This window comes from Herbaspirillum sp. B65, from assembly GCF_000333555.1.
Lineage (GTDB): Bacteria > Pseudomonadota > Gammaproteobacteria > Burkholderiales > Burkholderiaceae_D > Herbaspirillum > Herbaspirillum rubrisubalbicans.
Map to the genome: position 1 here is coordinate 12,036 of NZ_BADI01000076.1, position 13,054 is coordinate 25,089.

The following is a 13,054-nucleotide window of genomic DNA, read 5'->3' on the forward strand; positions in this document are numbered from 1 at the left end:
GCGTGAGCCGGCGGGTTGGTATGGGGGCAGGATCGGCATCCCGTCATTCGGAACTGTCCAGTCCGAACGGTCTCCTGAAGCGGATATGAAGAAGGGGAACCGAATTGCGCCGTGGCCGGGCATTTTACCCGATCCGGCTACCAAGCTCGTGAAGTAACGCGCCCTAGTCTTGTTGCCAGGCTGCAAGCATCCGGGCGCGCAGCCCGGATGCCGCGAGTTTGTCAGCGACCGCTGAAGACGGCTGCGCGTTTTTCCTGGAAGGCGGCGATGCCTTCCTGGCGGTCGGCGCTGGCGGCCATCAGGGAAAAGGATTTGCGTTCCAGCAGCAGGCCCGCCTCCAGCCCCAGCTCGAAGGATTGCAGCATGGCTTCCTTGGCCAGGCGCACTGCCAGTGGCGACTTCTGGGCGATGCGGGTGGCCAGCGCCAGGCTGCGCTGCAGGGTGGCGTCATCGTCCACCACCTCGGCCACCAGCCCGGCCTGCAAGGCTTGTTCGGCGGTGATGAATTCACCGGACAGCACCATCTTCATGGCCAGTGGCTTGCCCACCGTGCGGATCAGGCGCTGTGTGCCGCCTGCGCCGGGAATGGTGCCGACATTGATTTCCGGTTGGCCGATGCGGGCGCTGCGTCCGGCGATGGCGATGTCGGCGTGCATCAACAGCTCGCAGCCGGCGCCCAGCGCATATCCGTTCACGGCCGCCAGCAGCGGCTTGGGGAAACGGGCGATGGCGCGCCAGTACTGGGCGCGCACGTCGAGCTGGGTGGCGATGGCATCCTTGTGGATCATCTCGTTGAGATCGGCACCGGCGGCAAAGGCCTGGTCGTTGCCGCTGATGACCACCACCCGCACGCTGTCGTCCTGCTCGGCACGCGCCAGTTCCTGCACGATTTCCTGCAGGCTCTGGTTGCGCAGGGCATTGCGCACGGCGGGCCGGTTCAAGCTCAGATGCAGCACCTGCTCACCGTGGCGCGCCACCAGGATATCGTCGTGAGGCAATGGCTCCTGCATCACGCCACCCGCTCGATCACCAGTGCAATGCCCTGGCCCACGCCGATGCACATGGTGCATAGCGCATAGCGCCCACCCGTGCGCTCCAACTGGTTGAGGGCGGTGGTCACCAGGCGCGCACCGGAGGCCCCCAGCGGATGGCCGATGGCAATCGCGCCGCCATTCGGATTGACATGCGCCGCGTCGTCCGGCAGGCCGAGCTCGCGGGTGACCGCCAGCCCTTGTGCGGCAAAGGCTTCGTTCAATTCGATCACGTCCATCTGCGCCAGCGTCAGCCCGACTTGGGCCAGCACCTTGCGCGCCGCCGGTGCCGGGCCGAAGCCCATGATGCGCGGCGCCACCCCGGCCGTGGCCATGCCCAGCACGCGCGCCCGCGGCTGCAGGCGATACCGGTCAGCGGCCTGGGGCGAGGCCAGCAGCAGGGCGCAGGCGCCGTCGTTGACGCCGGAGGCATTGCCGGCGGTCACCGTCCCATCGGGACGCACCACGCCCTTGAGCTTGGAGAGCATGGCCAGGGTGGTGTCGGGGCGCGGGTGTTCATCGGTGGTGACGATGAGCGGGTCGCCCTTCTTCTGCGGGATCGCCAGCGGCGCAATCTCGCCCGTGAAGAAGCCGGCCTCCTGTGCCGCCGCCCAGCGCTGCTGGCTGCGCAGGGCAAAGGCGTCCTGGTCGGCGCGGTTGATGTGGAAATCGGTGGCCACGTTCTCGGCCGTCTCGGGCATGGAGTCGATGCCGTATTGCGCCTTCATCAGCGGATTGACGAAGCGCCAGCCAATGGTGGTATCGAAGATCGCCGCGCTGCGCGAGAAAGCCGATTCCGCCTTGCCCATCACGAAGGGCGCGCGCGTCATGCTTTCCACGCCACCGGCAATCATCAGCTCCACTTCGCCCGACTTGATGGCGCGCGCCGTCAGGCCCACCGCATCCAGGCTGGAGCCGCACAGGCGGTTGATGGTGGTGCCCGGCACCTCGATGGGTAGGCCGGCCAGCAGGCCCGCCATGCGCGCCACGTTGCGGTTGTCTTCGCCGGCCTGGTTGGCGCAGCCGTAGAGGATGTCATCGACCCGGCTCCAGTCCACGCCGGGGTTGCGCTCCATCAGGCTGCGAATCGGCGCGGCCGCCAGGTCGTCGGCGCGCACCGCACCCAATGCGCCACCGTAGCGACCGAAGGGCGTGCGAATGGCGTCACAAATCAATGCTTGCATAGGTCTCTTTCTTCCAGGATAGGGTGTTTGCGGGCCGGGCATCAGGCCGGCAGCGCCGATGGGGCGGCGGCTTCAGCCTTCTTGCGATGGTCGATCACGCGCTTGGCCTTGCCCACCGAGCTGCGCTCGATCATCCCGGCCGGCACCACCGTGACCTTGGTGGAAATGCCGACGTAGGTCTTGATGCTGTGCTGCAGTTCCTTCTCCAGCGCCTCTACATGTTCGTTGGACGCATCCTCGCGCAGCTCGGCGAAGACGCACATGCTATCCATGTGACCGTGGCGTTCGATCTGCAATTGATATTGCGGCGCCAGTTGCGGCAGCTTCAGGATCAGTTCTTCGATCTGGGTCGGGAACACATTCACACCGCGGATGATGAGCATGTCGTCCGAGCGTCCGGTGATCTTGCCGATGCGACGCATGGAGCGCGAGGTCGGCGGCAAGAGGCGCGTCAGGTCGCGGGTGCGGTAGCGGATCATCGGCAAGGCTTCCTTGGAGAGCGAGGTGAAGACCAGCTCGCCCTCCGAACCATCGGGCAGCACTTCGCCGGTATCGGGATCGATGATCTCGGGATAGAAATGGTCTTCCCAGATCACCGGGCCATCCTTGCTCTCGATGCATTCGCTGGCCACGCCCGGCCCCATCACTTCGGACAAGCCATAGATATCCACCGCATCGATGCCGGCGCGCTGCTGGATCTCCTGACGCATGGCATCGGTCCAGGGTTCGGCGCCGAAGATGCCGACCTTCAGCGAACTGGCCGCAGGGTCCAATCCCTGGCGCTGGAATTCCTCGATCACGTTGAGCATGTAGGAGGGCGTGACCATGATGATGCTGGGCTTGAAATCGCGGATCAGTTGCACCTGCTTTTCCGTCTGGCCGCCCGACATGGGGATGACGGTGCAGCCCAGTTTCTCGGCGCCATAATGCGCACCCAAGCCACCGGTGAACAGGCCATAACCATAGGAAATCTGCACGATGTCGCCGCGCCGGCCACCGGCGGCGCGAATGGAGCGTGCCACTACCGTGGCCCAGGTGTCGATGTCGTTTTGCGTATAGCCCACCACGGTGGGTTTGCCGGTGGTGCCGCTGGAAGCGTGCACCCGCACCACCTGTTCGCGCGGCACGGCAAACAGACCAAAGGGATAGTGGTCGCGCAAGTCCTGCTTGGTGGTGAAGGGGAATTTGGCGAGGTCAGACAAACTCTTCAGATCGTCCGGGTGCACCCCGGCCTGGTCGAAGGCATTGCGGTAGTGCGGCACGTTGTCGTAGGCGTGCTGCAAGGACCATTTCAGGCGTTGCAGTTGCAGCGCCTGCAATTCATCGCGGCTGGCGGTTTCGATGGCTTCCAGGTCGCCGGGTTGGGGAGTGCGGGTGGTCATGGTGTCTCCAGTCTCTGTTGAAATCGGTCTTGTTGTTGTCTTGTTGCCGTCAAGCGGTGGCCGGCAGACCGGTGATCACCTCGCCCCGGATGCGATAGGACTTGCCCCGGAACAGCGCGATGGTCTTGCCGTCCTGGTTGCTCACGGTGATGTCATAGACGCCGGTGCGTCCGGCCAGCGTGCGCTCCTGGGCCTGGGCGGTGAGGACGTCGTTGCGCAGGGCCGGTGCCACGTACTCGATGCTGCAACCCGATGCCACGGTGTTGAGATTACGGCTGTTGCAGGCAAATGCAAAGGTACTGTCGGCCAAGGCGAAGATGAAACCGCCATGGCAGGTCTGGTGGCCATTGAGCATGTCGCTGCGCACCAACATGCTCATGCGCGCATGACCCGGGCCGACCTCGAGGATCTTCATGCCCAGTCCCTGGGACGCGTTGTCGCGCGGATACATGGCTTGCACGGTGGCCTCGGCCAGGGCTTGCGGGTCCATCTCGCTGCTTGGCAATGACAGGGCGGTCTCACTCATAGAATCTCCTCATGGAAGCTTGCAGACGTTGCAGCAGGGGCGAGACCCGGTAACGGTCTTCGCCATAGGTGGCACTGAGCTGGCGCAGCACGCTGGCTACCGTCTCGGTACCGAGGGCATCGGCCCAGGCCAGCGGGCCGCGCGGATAGTTGACGCCCTTCTGCATGGCCAGGTCGGCGTCGGCCACGCTGCAGACGCCCTGATTGACGGCGTCGGCGGCCTCGTTGACCAACATGCAGACGGTACGCATGACCACCATGCCGGGTACGTCGGCCAGCGGCGAGAGCGCATAGCCGCAGTTCTGCAGCACGCCCGCCACCGCTTCATAGGCGCGGTCGCGGCATTGATCGGCGCGGGTGATGGCCAGGCGGGTGGCCTTGGCATAGTCCAGCGCCAGGTCCACCAGCACCACGTCGGGCATGTTGTAGTCGTAGGATTGCTGGGTGGCGCTGCGGCCTTCGGTGACGTAGAGCCGGCCCGGGCCAGCCTTGATCAACAGATGGTCGGCGCGCGGCGGGTGGTATTCCACGCGCCCCTTGTAGCGCGCGCGGATCACCTCCACCAGCGGATGGGTACCGAACAGTTGCAGCGGCACCGTGGGCGGGCTGCACGGTTCCAGGCTCACCACCTGGGGCGGCTCGGCATCGGCACCGTAGCGGTAGAAACCGCGCCCGCTCTTGCGGCCCAGGTAGCCGGCATGGACCAGTTCCTGCTGGATCAGCGAGGGCGTAAAGCGTGGATCGTTGAAGTAGGCCTGGAACACCGACTGCGTCACCGCAAAGTTGACGTCATGCCCGATCAGGTCCATCAACTCGAACGGCCCCATGCGAAAGCCCCCGGACTCGCGCATGATGGCGTCGATGGTGGCCGGTTGCGCGCCGCGCTCGTGCAGCACGCGCAAGCCTTCGGCATAGTAAGGCCGGGCCAGGCGATTGACGATGAAGCCCGGCGTGGAACTGGCAAACACCGGCAGCTTGCCCCAGGCCTGCGCGGTGTCATACACGCATTGCGCCACGGTGGCGTCGCTGGCCAGGCCGCGGATGATTTCCACCAGCGCCATCTGCGGCACCGGATTGAAGAAGTGCATCCCCACCAGGCGCTCGGGGTGGCGCAGCGTGGCGCCGATATGGGTGATCGAGAGCGAAGAGGTATTGCTGGCCAGGATGCACTGCGCATCGACCAGGGCTTCCAGCTTGCCGAACAATTCCTGCTTGGCCGCCAGTTGTTCGACGATGGCCTCCACCACCAGGCGCGCTTCGCGCAGCTCCTGCAGCGAGGACGCCACGCGCAGTCGTTCGCTGGCCGCCTGCGCCACCTCTGCACGGATCTTTTCCTTGTTGGCCAGCTTGTCGAGGCTGGTGCGGATGTCGCCGATGGCCTTGGTGGCCGCGCCTTCGCGGCTGTCATAGAGCAGCACCGGATGACCAGCCACTGCCGCCACCTGGGCGATGCCGGCGCCCATGGTGCCACTGCCGATCACGGCTACCGTGGCCGACGCCGGCAGGGCGTGCGGATGTTCGTGGGTGCTCATGTCATTGTCCCGTGAAGTGCGGTGCGCGCTTTTCCAGGAAGGCGCTCACGCCTTCGCGGTAATCGCGGCTATGGCCGAGCTCGCGCATGGTGTCGCGTTCCAGGTCCAGTTGCTGCGCCAGGGTATTGGCCGGGCTGGCATACAGCGTGGCCTTGGTGGCGGCCAGGCCGCGGGTGGGCGCCTTGGCGAACTGGGCGGCCATGGCGCGCGCCTGCGGCATCAATTGATCGTCATCGATGCACTTCCAGATCAGGCCCCATTGCTCGGCTTGTTCGGCGCTGATCTTTTCCCCCAGCAGCGCCATGCCCATGGCGCGGGCCGTGCCCACCAGGCGTGGCAGGAAGTAGGTGCCGCCGGTGTCGGGGATCAGTCCCAGCTTGCAGAACACTTCCACGAAACTGGCCGAACGCGCCGCCAGCACGATGTCGCAGGCCAGCGGCAGGTTGGCGCCGGCGCCTGCGGCCACGCCATTGACTGCGCAGATCACCGGGAAGGGCAGCGCACGCAGCGACTTCACCAGCGGGCCGTAATACTGGTCGATGGAGTGGCCCAGGTCGACCGCCTCGTCGCCGGGGGTGACGGCACGGTCGCCCAGGTCCTGGCCGGCGCAAAAGCCACGTCCGGCACCGGTCAGCAACAGCACGCGCACGCCGGGGTCGGCCTGCAACCTGGCGATGGCCTCGCGCAGTTCCAGGTGCATGGCGAGCGTGAAGCTGTTGAGCTTGTCGGGGCGATTGAGCGTGATGACGGCCACGCCGTCCTGGTTCTCGAAGAGGATGGAGGGGGCGCTCATGGTCAGTTGTCCTGGTCGAAGTCCAGCAGCAGCTTGTCGCTGACCGGGAAGGATTGGCAGCTCAACACGAAGCCGCGGGCGATCTCGTAGTCTTCCAGCGCATAGTTGGCATCCATGTCGACCTTGCCTTCGACCACCTTGCAGCGGCAGGTGGCGCAGACACCGCCCTTGCAGGAATAGCGCAGGTCGATGCCGTGCTTCAAGCCGGCATCGAGCACCGATTCCTTTTCCTTGTCCATGGTGAAGACGTTGTGATAGCCATCGACGATCACGGTCACTTCGCACTCCGTCTTGCCCACCACCGGCCGCGCGGCGTGCTCGCGTACGCTGGTGCCGGCGCTGAACAATTCGGTCTTGATCTGCGCCTTGCTCATGCCATGCGCCTGCAGAGAATCGGCCACCGCCTGCACCATCTCTTGCGGGCCGCACAGGAAGGCGGTGTCGATGTCCTGCAACTTGATCCAGGAGGCGAAGAAGGCATCGCACTTGGCGCGGTCGATACGGCCGTTGAACAATTCCACATCCTGCTGTTCGCGGCTCATCACATAGACCACGTTGAAGCGTTCCAGGTAGGCATCCTTGAGGTCGCTCAGTTCTTCCTTGAAGATCACCGAGGAAGACGCACGGTTGGCATAGACCAGCGTGAACTGGCTGTGCGGCTCGGCCAGGAGCGTGGTCTTGATGATCGACAGCATGGGCGTGATGCCGCTGCCGGCGGCAAAGGCCAGGTAATGCTTGCGGTTGGCCGCATCCAGCGGCACGTTGAACTGGCCCATGGGCGGCATGGCCTCGATGCTTTGTCCCGGGACAAAGGATTCATTGGCCCAGTTCGAAAACAGACCGCCGGGTACACGCTTGATGGCCACCCGCAGCTGCCGGTCCTGGCGCGCCGAGCAGATCGAATAGGAGCGCCGCAGTTCCTCGCCGTTGAGGTGCGAGCGCAGCGTCAGGTGCTGGCCCTGCTGGTAGGCGAAGGTGTCCTGCAACTCGGCTGGCAGGGCGAAGGAGACCACGATGGTGTCGCGCGTTTCCTGCTTCACGCCCGAGATGGTCAATGGATAGAATTTGCTCATGATGTTGTGCCTTCTGTTCTGGTGGCCCGAGCGCGGGCTCGATGTCAATGTCAATGGGCCTTGAAGTAGTCGAACGGCTCGCGACAGTCCTTGCACTGGTACAGCGCCTTGCAGGAGGTGGAGCCGAACTGGCTCACGCAGACCGTGTGCGTCGAGCCGCAGCGCGGGCAGGGCACCTGCGGCGCGGCGTGGCGCTTGAGATGGATGCTGCTGATGTCGATCACCTGCTGGGCCGGGGGCGCGATGCCGTATTGCTTGAGGTTGCGGCGACCTTTCTCGCTCATCCAGTCGGTGTTCCAGGCCGGCGCCAGCTGGGTGCGGATGGTCACCTGCACCAGCCCATGCTGCTTGAGCGCCACGCCGATGTCCTGGGCGATCACGCCCATGGCCGGGCAGCCGGAATAGGTCGGCGTGATCACCACCGTGCAGCGTGCCGCGGCGGCATCTTCATCCGAGACCTCGACGGCGCGCACGATGCCCAGGTCCACCACCGAGATCACCGGGATCTCGGGATCGGGGATGGCTTCCAGCCACGCCCAGATCTGCGCCTGGAGCACCTCGGCACGGGTGGTGATCTGGTTCACCAGTTGGCTCCCGGATAGCTGCGCTGCAGGAACTGCATCTCGGCCAGCAGATAGCCCAGGTGCTCGGTATGCCGCCCTTGCTTGCCGCCGCTTTGCATCCACAGGCCCGCCGCCGGCAGGCGCAGGGTGGCCTCAGCGATGACCTCGGTGATGTGCTGCTGCCATTTCTGGCGCAACTCGTCCAGCGCCGGCGCCACGCCTGCGGCGTGCATGGCGTGATCGAGCGCGTCGGCGGCGAACAGTTCACCGGTGTACATCCACAGCGCATCGATGGCTTCCTGCATCCGCCGATGGCTTTCCTCGGTGCCGTCACCCAGGCGGATGATGAGGTCGGTACTGCGGCGCACGTGGTAGGTCACTTCCTTGAAGCACTTCTGGGCGATCTCGGCGATGCGCGCGTCGCTCGATGCGCACAGGCCTTCGAGCAGGAAGTAATGCCACACGTCGAAGAGGAACTGGCGCGCTAGCGTATCGGCATAGCTGCCGTTGGGCAGTTCCACCAGCAGCAGGTTGTGGAACTGGTGGGCGTCGCGCAGGAAGGCCAACTGGTCTTCGCTGCGGCCGGCGCCTTCCAGCTCGCCGGCATAGGCCAGCCACAGGCGGGCCTGGCCGATCAGGTCCAGCGAGACGTTGATCAAGGCCATGTCCTCTTCCAGCGCCGGGCCCTTGCCGCACCATTCGGACAGACGTTGCGAGAGCACCAGGACGTTGTCGCCCAGGCGTCGCACGTAATCGGTTTTGCTAGTCATGGTCGGCCCCTTACAGATTCTTCAACTCGGCCGGCATGGGGAAGAAGGTCGGATGACGATAGACCTTGCTGTTGGACGGCTCGAACAACGGCGCCTTGTCACCGGGGCTAGAGGAGACGATGTCGGCGGCGCGCACCACCCAGATGCCCACGCCTTCGTTGCGGCGGGTATAGACGTCGCGCGCATTGTTGATGGCCATCTCGCCATCGGGGGCGTGCAGGCTGCCGACGTGTTTATGGGCCAGACCGTGCTGGCTGCGGATGAAGACTTCCCAGAGAGGCCATTCCTTGCTCATGATGCGGTTCCTTGTTGGCGGGCCGCCGTCCTTGGTCGGGCGGCCACTGGCAGGGTTGTGAGATGAAGCGATTCAGAAAAATGAGTATTGACGGCTCAGGCCGCCTTGCGCGCCGCGCGCTTGTCGGCGTGCGCCACCAGCGCATCGCGGAACCAGGCGCCGTCGTCGTAGGCTTTCTTGCGGGTGGCCAGGCGTTCGCGGTTGCAGGGGCCGTTGCCGCGCACCACGTTGTTGAATTCGTCCCAGTCGATGGCGCCGAAGTCATAACGGCCACGTTCGGCATTCCACTTCAGGTCGGGGTCGGGCACGGTCAGGCCCAGGTATTCGATCTGCGGGATGGTCTGGTCGACCATGCGCTGGCGCAGTTCATCGTTGGAGAACAGCTTGATGCGCCATTGCATCGATTGGGCACTGTTGACCGAATCGGCATCCGATGGCCCGAACATCATCAGCGCCGGCCACCACCAGCGGTTCAGCGCATCCTGCGCCATCTGCTTCTGTTCGGGCGTGCCGCGGCACAGCGCCAGCATGATGTCGTAGCCCTGGCGGGCGTGGAAGGATTCTTCCTTGCACACCCGCACCATGGCGCGCGAGTAGGGGCCGAAGGAACAGCGGCACAGCGGGATCTGGTTGATGATGGCCGAGCCATCCACCAGCCAGCCGATGGCGCCCATGTCGGCCCAGCTGATGGCGGGGTAGTTGAAGATGCTGGAATACTTGGCGCGCCCGGCGTGCAGTTCGGCCAGCAGATCGTCGCGCGATACGCCCAGGGTTTCGGCGGCGCTGTAGAGATACAGGCCATGGCCGGCCTCATCCTGGATCTTGGCCAGCAGGATGGCCTTGCGTTCCAGCGTGGGGGCGCGCGTGACCCAGTTGCCCTCGGGCAGCTGGCCGACGATTTCCGAGTGGGCGTGCTGCGAGATCTGGCGCACCAGGGTCTTGCGATAGGCCTCCGGCATCCAGTCCTTGGGCTCGATCTTCACACCGGCATCGATGCGCGCCTGGAAGGCCTGTTCTTCGGGGGACATGTCCTCGATGCTGCGCACCTTGGTCAGTCCGGTTTCTACGAGTTGTGCATACATGGTGCTTCTCCATGAAAAGGGGCAGCCCTGGCGATGGACGTAAAGGGTCCTGGCCGTATCGGCCCGCTTCGGGTGCGTCAAACTGAACACTGAAAAACTGGTAACGCTTGTGACTAAGCCCGCTTGGCCGCAATCAGCGGTTCGACCAGGGGCGCGGCCAGCGCTGGCCGGTTGGCGTCGAGCTCGCGCAAGGGGCTGACCTCGCGCAGACTGTGCAGGCTGCGCCGGGCCAGGTCGTGATAGGTGCGGGTACCGGCCTGTTTCCAGGCCAGCTCTTCTGCCGATAGTTCGCGCACCACCTTGGCCGGCACGCCCGCCACCAGGCTGCGCGGGGCAATCTGCATCCCGGCGCGCACGAAGGCGCAGGCCGCCACGATGGCTTGCTCACCCACTACCGCTTCATCCATCACCACCGCATTCATGCCCACCAGCGCATCGCGCTTGACGGTGCAACTGTGCAGCACGGCGCCATGGCCGATGTGGCCGTTTTCTTCCACTACCGTCTCGTGGGCGGGAAAACCGTGGATCACGCAGGTGTCCTGCACGTTGGCACCTCGCTGCAGCACGATGCGGCCAAAGTCGCCGCGCAGGCAGGCGGCCGGGCCGACATAGCAGTCCGGCCCGATGATGACGTCGCCGATCAGCACCGCCGTGGGATGCACATAGGCGCTCGCAGCGACTACCGGGATCACGCCTTCGATCGAATAACAAGGCATTGCCGTCTCCTTTTTCGGTTTTCCCGATGAGACGGAAAAACCATTTGCCTGTGGCTGTTTTTTGAGGAATAATAATTTCGACCGACCGGTTGGTCAATAATGTTTTGAAGATTTTTTCTGACCGTCTCGGAGATGCATCGCGGTGTTGGGCAGGGCAGGGCAGGGTGGCTGGTGCAGGCAGAACGCAGATATTTCGCCAGAGTTTTGATTTACGGCACAATCATGACTTTTGCGGAAATATCGAAGAGGACGCACTTATGCCACGCAAGCGTGCAGCGGGATATGACAACCAGCGCGAGACCATCGTCGAACAGGCAGCCGCCCTGTTTGCGCGCAACGGTTTCGTGGGCACATCGATGAATGAAGTAGCGCTGGCCTGCGGCCTGTCCAAGGCTTCGTTGTATCACTACTTTGCCGACAAGCATCAATTGCTCATGCACATCTGCGAGGGCCACATCGATCGCCTGTGTGCCCTGGTCGATGAAGTGGCCGAGCAGGATCTGCTCCCCGAGCCGCGTCTGCGCCTGCTGATCCAGCGCTTCGTGGAGGAATACAGCGATGCGCAGAACGAGCATCGGGTACTGACCGAGGATGTGCGTTTCCTGGAGCCGGGAGACCAGAAGCGCATCCTCAACGGCGAGCGCAAGGTCGTCAAGGCGGTCGCCGAGGCCATGTGCGCGGTACGGCCGGAACTGGATCGCAGTCGCATGGCCAAGCCGTTGGCCATGTTGTTGTTCGGCATGATCAACTGGATGTTCATGTGGTTGAAGCCCGATGGCGCGCTGACCCATGAACGCATGGCCGTGGTCGTGGCCGACCTGTTGTTTGGCGGGATCGGCGCCGTGAGCCTGGACGGCGCAGGAAAGAAGAAACGATGACGTGAGCCCTTGATCGCGAGCGTCATTGCAGGCGTGCAGCACCACAATGACAACACATCAAGGAGACCTCCATGCAGTTTGCTCGCCCTTTGCTGGCGCTGGCCCTGGCCGGCTGCGCGCTGGCCGCACACGCCGACATCAACGTCGGCGTCACCGTATCGACCACCGGCCCGGCCGCTTCGCTGGGCATCCCCGAAAAGAACACCATCGCGCTCTTGCCCACCAGCATCGCCGGGCAGAAGATCAACTACATCGTCCTCGATGACGCCTCCGACACCACGCAGGCGGTCAAGAATGCGCGCCGCTTCGTCACTGAAAACAATGTGGACGTCATCGTCGGCTCCTCGATCAGCCCCAATTCGATCTCGATGACCGAAGTGGCCGCCGAGGCGCAGACCCCGATGATCTCGCTGGCGGCCGCCGCGCGCATCGTCGAGCCCATGGACGCCAAGAAGAAATGGGTCTTCAAGACCCCGCAGAACGACATCATGATGTCGCTGGCCATCGCCAAGGACATGGTGGCCCGCGGCTACCAGCGCATCGCCTTCATCGGCTATGCCAATGCCTATGGCGAAGGCTGGTATGAAGAATTCAAGAAGGCCGCTGGCATCAAGAAGCTGGAACTGGTGGCCAATGAGCGCTTCGCCCCCAACGATACATCGGCCACCGCGCAAGCTCTGAAGCTGGTGGCGGCCAAGCCCGATGCGATCCTCATTGCCGCCTCCGGCACCCCGGCCGTGGTGCCGCAGCGGGCCTTGAAGGAGCGTGGCTTCAAGGGCCAGATCTACCAGACCCACGGCGTGGCCAATGCCGACTTCCTGCGCGTGGGCGGCAAGATGCTCGACGGCACCTTGTTGCCGGCCGGCCCGGTGCTGGTAGCGGCGCAACTGCCGGCCAGCAACCCCATCCGCAAGGTAGCGCTGGACTATACCGGCAAGTATGAAGCCGCCCATGGCAAGGGCAGCGTGTCGCTCTTCGGCGGTTATGCCTGGGATGCCGGGGTCTTGCTGCAAGCGGCCATTCCGGCGGCATTGAAGGGGGCCAAGCCAGGCACGCCGGAATTCCGTGCGGCCCTGCGTGATGCGCTGGAAGCCACCAAGGAGGTCACGGGCGTGCATGGCGTCTACAACATGTCGGCCACCGATCACCTGGGCCTGGACCAGCGCGCCACGGTGATGGTCAAGATCGTCGATGGCGCCTGGCAATACCAGCCCTGATCCTGATTCCGAT

The 13,054-nt window shown here is 64.4% G+C and carries 14 protein-coding genes; 2 read left to right on the plus strand and 12 right to left on the minus strand.

Annotation, left to right across the window (positions count from 1 at the left end; all coding sequences use genetic code 11):
- Positions 1 to 221: 221 nt before the first annotated feature.
- The 12 genes from I5W_RS01865 to I5W_RS01920 all read right to left on the minus strand — a co-directional run bounded on the left by I5W_RS01865 (position 222) and on the right by I5W_RS01920 (position 10,946).
- Positions 222 to 998, minus strand: coding sequence for an enoyl-CoA hydratase-related protein (locus tag I5W_RS01865; RefSeq protein WP_374702111.1), 777 nt, complete (start codon positions 996 to 998; stop codon positions 222 to 224).
- An 11-nt stretch (positions 999 to 1,009) separates the two neighbouring features.
- Positions 1,010 to 2,215, minus strand: a complete 1,206-nt coding sequence (gene pcaF, locus I5W_RS01870; protein ID WP_044527975.1) for a 3-oxoadipyl-CoA thiolase — start codon at positions 2,213 to 2,215, stop codon at positions 1,010 to 1,012.
- A gap of 41 nt (positions 2,216 to 2,256) precedes the next feature.
- On the minus strand, positions 2,257 to 3,597 hold the full coding sequence (gene paaK, locus I5W_RS01875) for a phenylacetate--CoA ligase PaaK (RefSeq protein WP_044527976.1): 1,341 nt from the start codon (positions 3,595 to 3,597) through the stop codon (positions 2,257 to 2,259).
- A gap of 49 nt (positions 3,598 to 3,646) precedes the next feature.
- Positions 3,647 to 4,123: a hydroxyphenylacetyl-CoA thioesterase PaaI gene (gene paaI, locus I5W_RS01880; RefSeq protein ID WP_044527977.1), complete on the minus strand. Its 477-nt coding sequence runs from the start codon at positions 4,121 to 4,123 to the stop codon at positions 3,647 to 3,649.
- Positions 4,116 to 5,654 (minus strand): 3-hydroxyacyl-CoA dehydrogenase, encoded by a 1,539-nt coding sequence (locus I5W_RS01885; RefSeq protein WP_044527978.1) that lies wholly within the window; start codon positions 5,652 to 5,654, stop codon positions 4,116 to 4,118. The genes paaI and I5W_RS01885 overlap by 8 nt, the downstream gene beginning before the upstream one ends.
- Position 5,655: 1 nt before the next feature.
- Positions 5,656 to 6,447: a 2-(1,2-epoxy-1,2-dihydrophenyl)acetyl-CoA isomerase PaaG gene (gene paaG, locus I5W_RS01890; RefSeq protein WP_044527979.1), complete on the minus strand. Its 792-nt coding sequence runs from the start codon at positions 6,445 to 6,447 to the stop codon at positions 5,656 to 5,658.
- Between the two features lie 2 nt (positions 6,448 to 6,449).
- Positions 6,450 to 7,520 (minus strand): 1,2-phenylacetyl-CoA epoxidase subunit PaaE, encoded by a 1,071-nt coding sequence (gene paaE, locus I5W_RS01895; protein WP_044527980.1) that lies wholly within the window; start codon positions 7,518 to 7,520, stop codon positions 6,450 to 6,452.
- Between the two features lie 50 nt (positions 7,521 to 7,570).
- The gene (gene paaD / locus I5W_RS01900; RefSeq protein WP_374702112.1) at positions 7,571 to 8,206 is read right to left on the minus strand and encodes a 1,2-phenylacetyl-CoA epoxidase subunit PaaD; all 636 of its coding nucleotides are present in this window, start codon (positions 8,204 to 8,206) and stop codon (positions 7,571 to 7,573) included.
- On the minus strand, positions 8,101 to 8,853 hold the full coding sequence (gene paaC, locus I5W_RS01905) for a 1,2-phenylacetyl-CoA epoxidase subunit PaaC (protein WP_044527982.1): 753 nt from the start codon (positions 8,851 to 8,853) through the stop codon (positions 8,101 to 8,103). Before paaC ends, paaD begins: the two co-directional genes overlap by 106 nt.
- A gap of 10 nt (positions 8,854 to 8,863) precedes the next feature.
- On the minus strand, positions 8,864 to 9,148 hold the full coding sequence (gene paaB / locus I5W_RS01910) for a 1,2-phenylacetyl-CoA epoxidase subunit PaaB (RefSeq protein ID WP_006461548.1): 285 nt from the start codon (positions 9,146 to 9,148) through the stop codon (positions 8,864 to 8,866).
- Between the two features lie 95 nt (positions 9,149 to 9,243).
- Positions 9,244 to 10,230: a 1,2-phenylacetyl-CoA epoxidase subunit PaaA gene (gene paaA, locus I5W_RS01915; protein WP_017453743.1), complete on the minus strand. Its 987-nt coding sequence runs from the start codon at positions 10,228 to 10,230 to the stop codon at positions 9,244 to 9,246.
- A 113-nt stretch (positions 10,231 to 10,343) separates the two neighbouring features.
- Positions 10,344 to 10,946, minus strand: a complete 603-nt coding sequence (locus I5W_RS01920; protein ID WP_044527983.1) for a phenylacetic acid degradation protein PaaY — start codon at positions 10,944 to 10,946, stop codon at positions 10,344 to 10,346.
- Between the two features lie 257 nt (positions 10,947 to 11,203).
- On the opposite strand from I5W_RS01920, the gene I5W_RS01925 reads away from it, so the two are divergent.
- Complete coding sequence (locus I5W_RS01925; protein WP_017453745.1) at positions 11,204 to 11,824, plus strand: TetR/AcrR family transcriptional regulator; 621 nt, start codon at positions 11,204 to 11,206, stop codon at positions 11,822 to 11,824.
- Positions 11,825 to 11,895: 71 nt separating this feature from the next.
- Positions 11,896 to 13,041 (plus strand): ABC transporter substrate-binding protein, encoded by a 1,146-nt coding sequence (locus I5W_RS01930; protein ID WP_044527984.1) that lies wholly within the window; start codon positions 11,896 to 11,898, stop codon positions 13,039 to 13,041.
- The last annotated feature ends 13 nt before the right edge of the window (positions 13,042 to 13,054 follow it).

Excerpts from the sequence above, each read along its gene's own strand:
- pcaF (WP_044527975.1), bottom strand. The coding sequence starts at position 2,215 with ATGCAAGCATTGATTTGTGACGCCATTCGCACGCCCTTCGGTCGCTAC.
- paaK (WP_044527976.1), bottom strand. The coding sequence starts at position 3,597 with ATGACCACCCGCACTCCCCAACCCGGCGACCTGGAAGCCATCGAAACC.
- paaI (WP_044527977.1), bottom strand. The coding sequence starts at position 4,123 with ATGAGTGAGACCGCCCTGTCATTGCCAAGCAGCGAGATGGACCCGCAA.
- I5W_RS01885 (WP_044527978.1), bottom strand. The coding sequence starts at position 5,654 with ATGAGCACCCACGAACATCCGCACGCCCTGCCGGCGTCGGCCACGGTA.
- paaG (WP_044527979.1), bottom strand. The coding sequence starts at position 6,447 with ATGAGCGCCCCCTCCATCCTCTTCGAGAACCAGGACGGCGTGGCCGTC.
- paaE (WP_044527980.1), bottom strand. The coding sequence starts at position 7,520 with ATGAGCAAATTCTATCCATTGACCATCTCGGGCGTGAAGCAGGAAACG.
- paaC (WP_044527982.1), bottom strand. The coding sequence starts at position 8,853 with ATGACTAGCAAAACCGATTACGTGCGACGCCTGGGCGACAACGTCCTG.
- paaB (WP_006461548.1), bottom strand. The coding sequence starts at position 9,148 with ATGAGCAAGGAATGGCCTCTCTGGGAAGTCTTCATCCGCAGCCAGCAC.
- paaA (WP_017453743.1), bottom strand. The coding sequence starts at position 10,230 with ATGTATGCACAACTCGTAGAAACCGGACTGACCAAGGTGCGCAGCATC.
- I5W_RS01920 (WP_044527983.1), bottom strand. The coding sequence starts at position 10,946 with ATGCCTTGTTATTCGATCGAAGGCGTGATCCCGGTAGTCGCTGCGAGC.
- I5W_RS01925 (WP_017453745.1), top strand. The coding sequence starts at position 11,204 with ATGCCACGCAAGCGTGCAGCGGGATATGACAACCAGCGCGAGACCATC.
- I5W_RS01930 (WP_044527984.1), top strand. The coding sequence starts at position 11,896 with ATGCAGTTTGCTCGCCCTTTGCTGGCGCTGGCCCTGGCCGGCTGCGCG.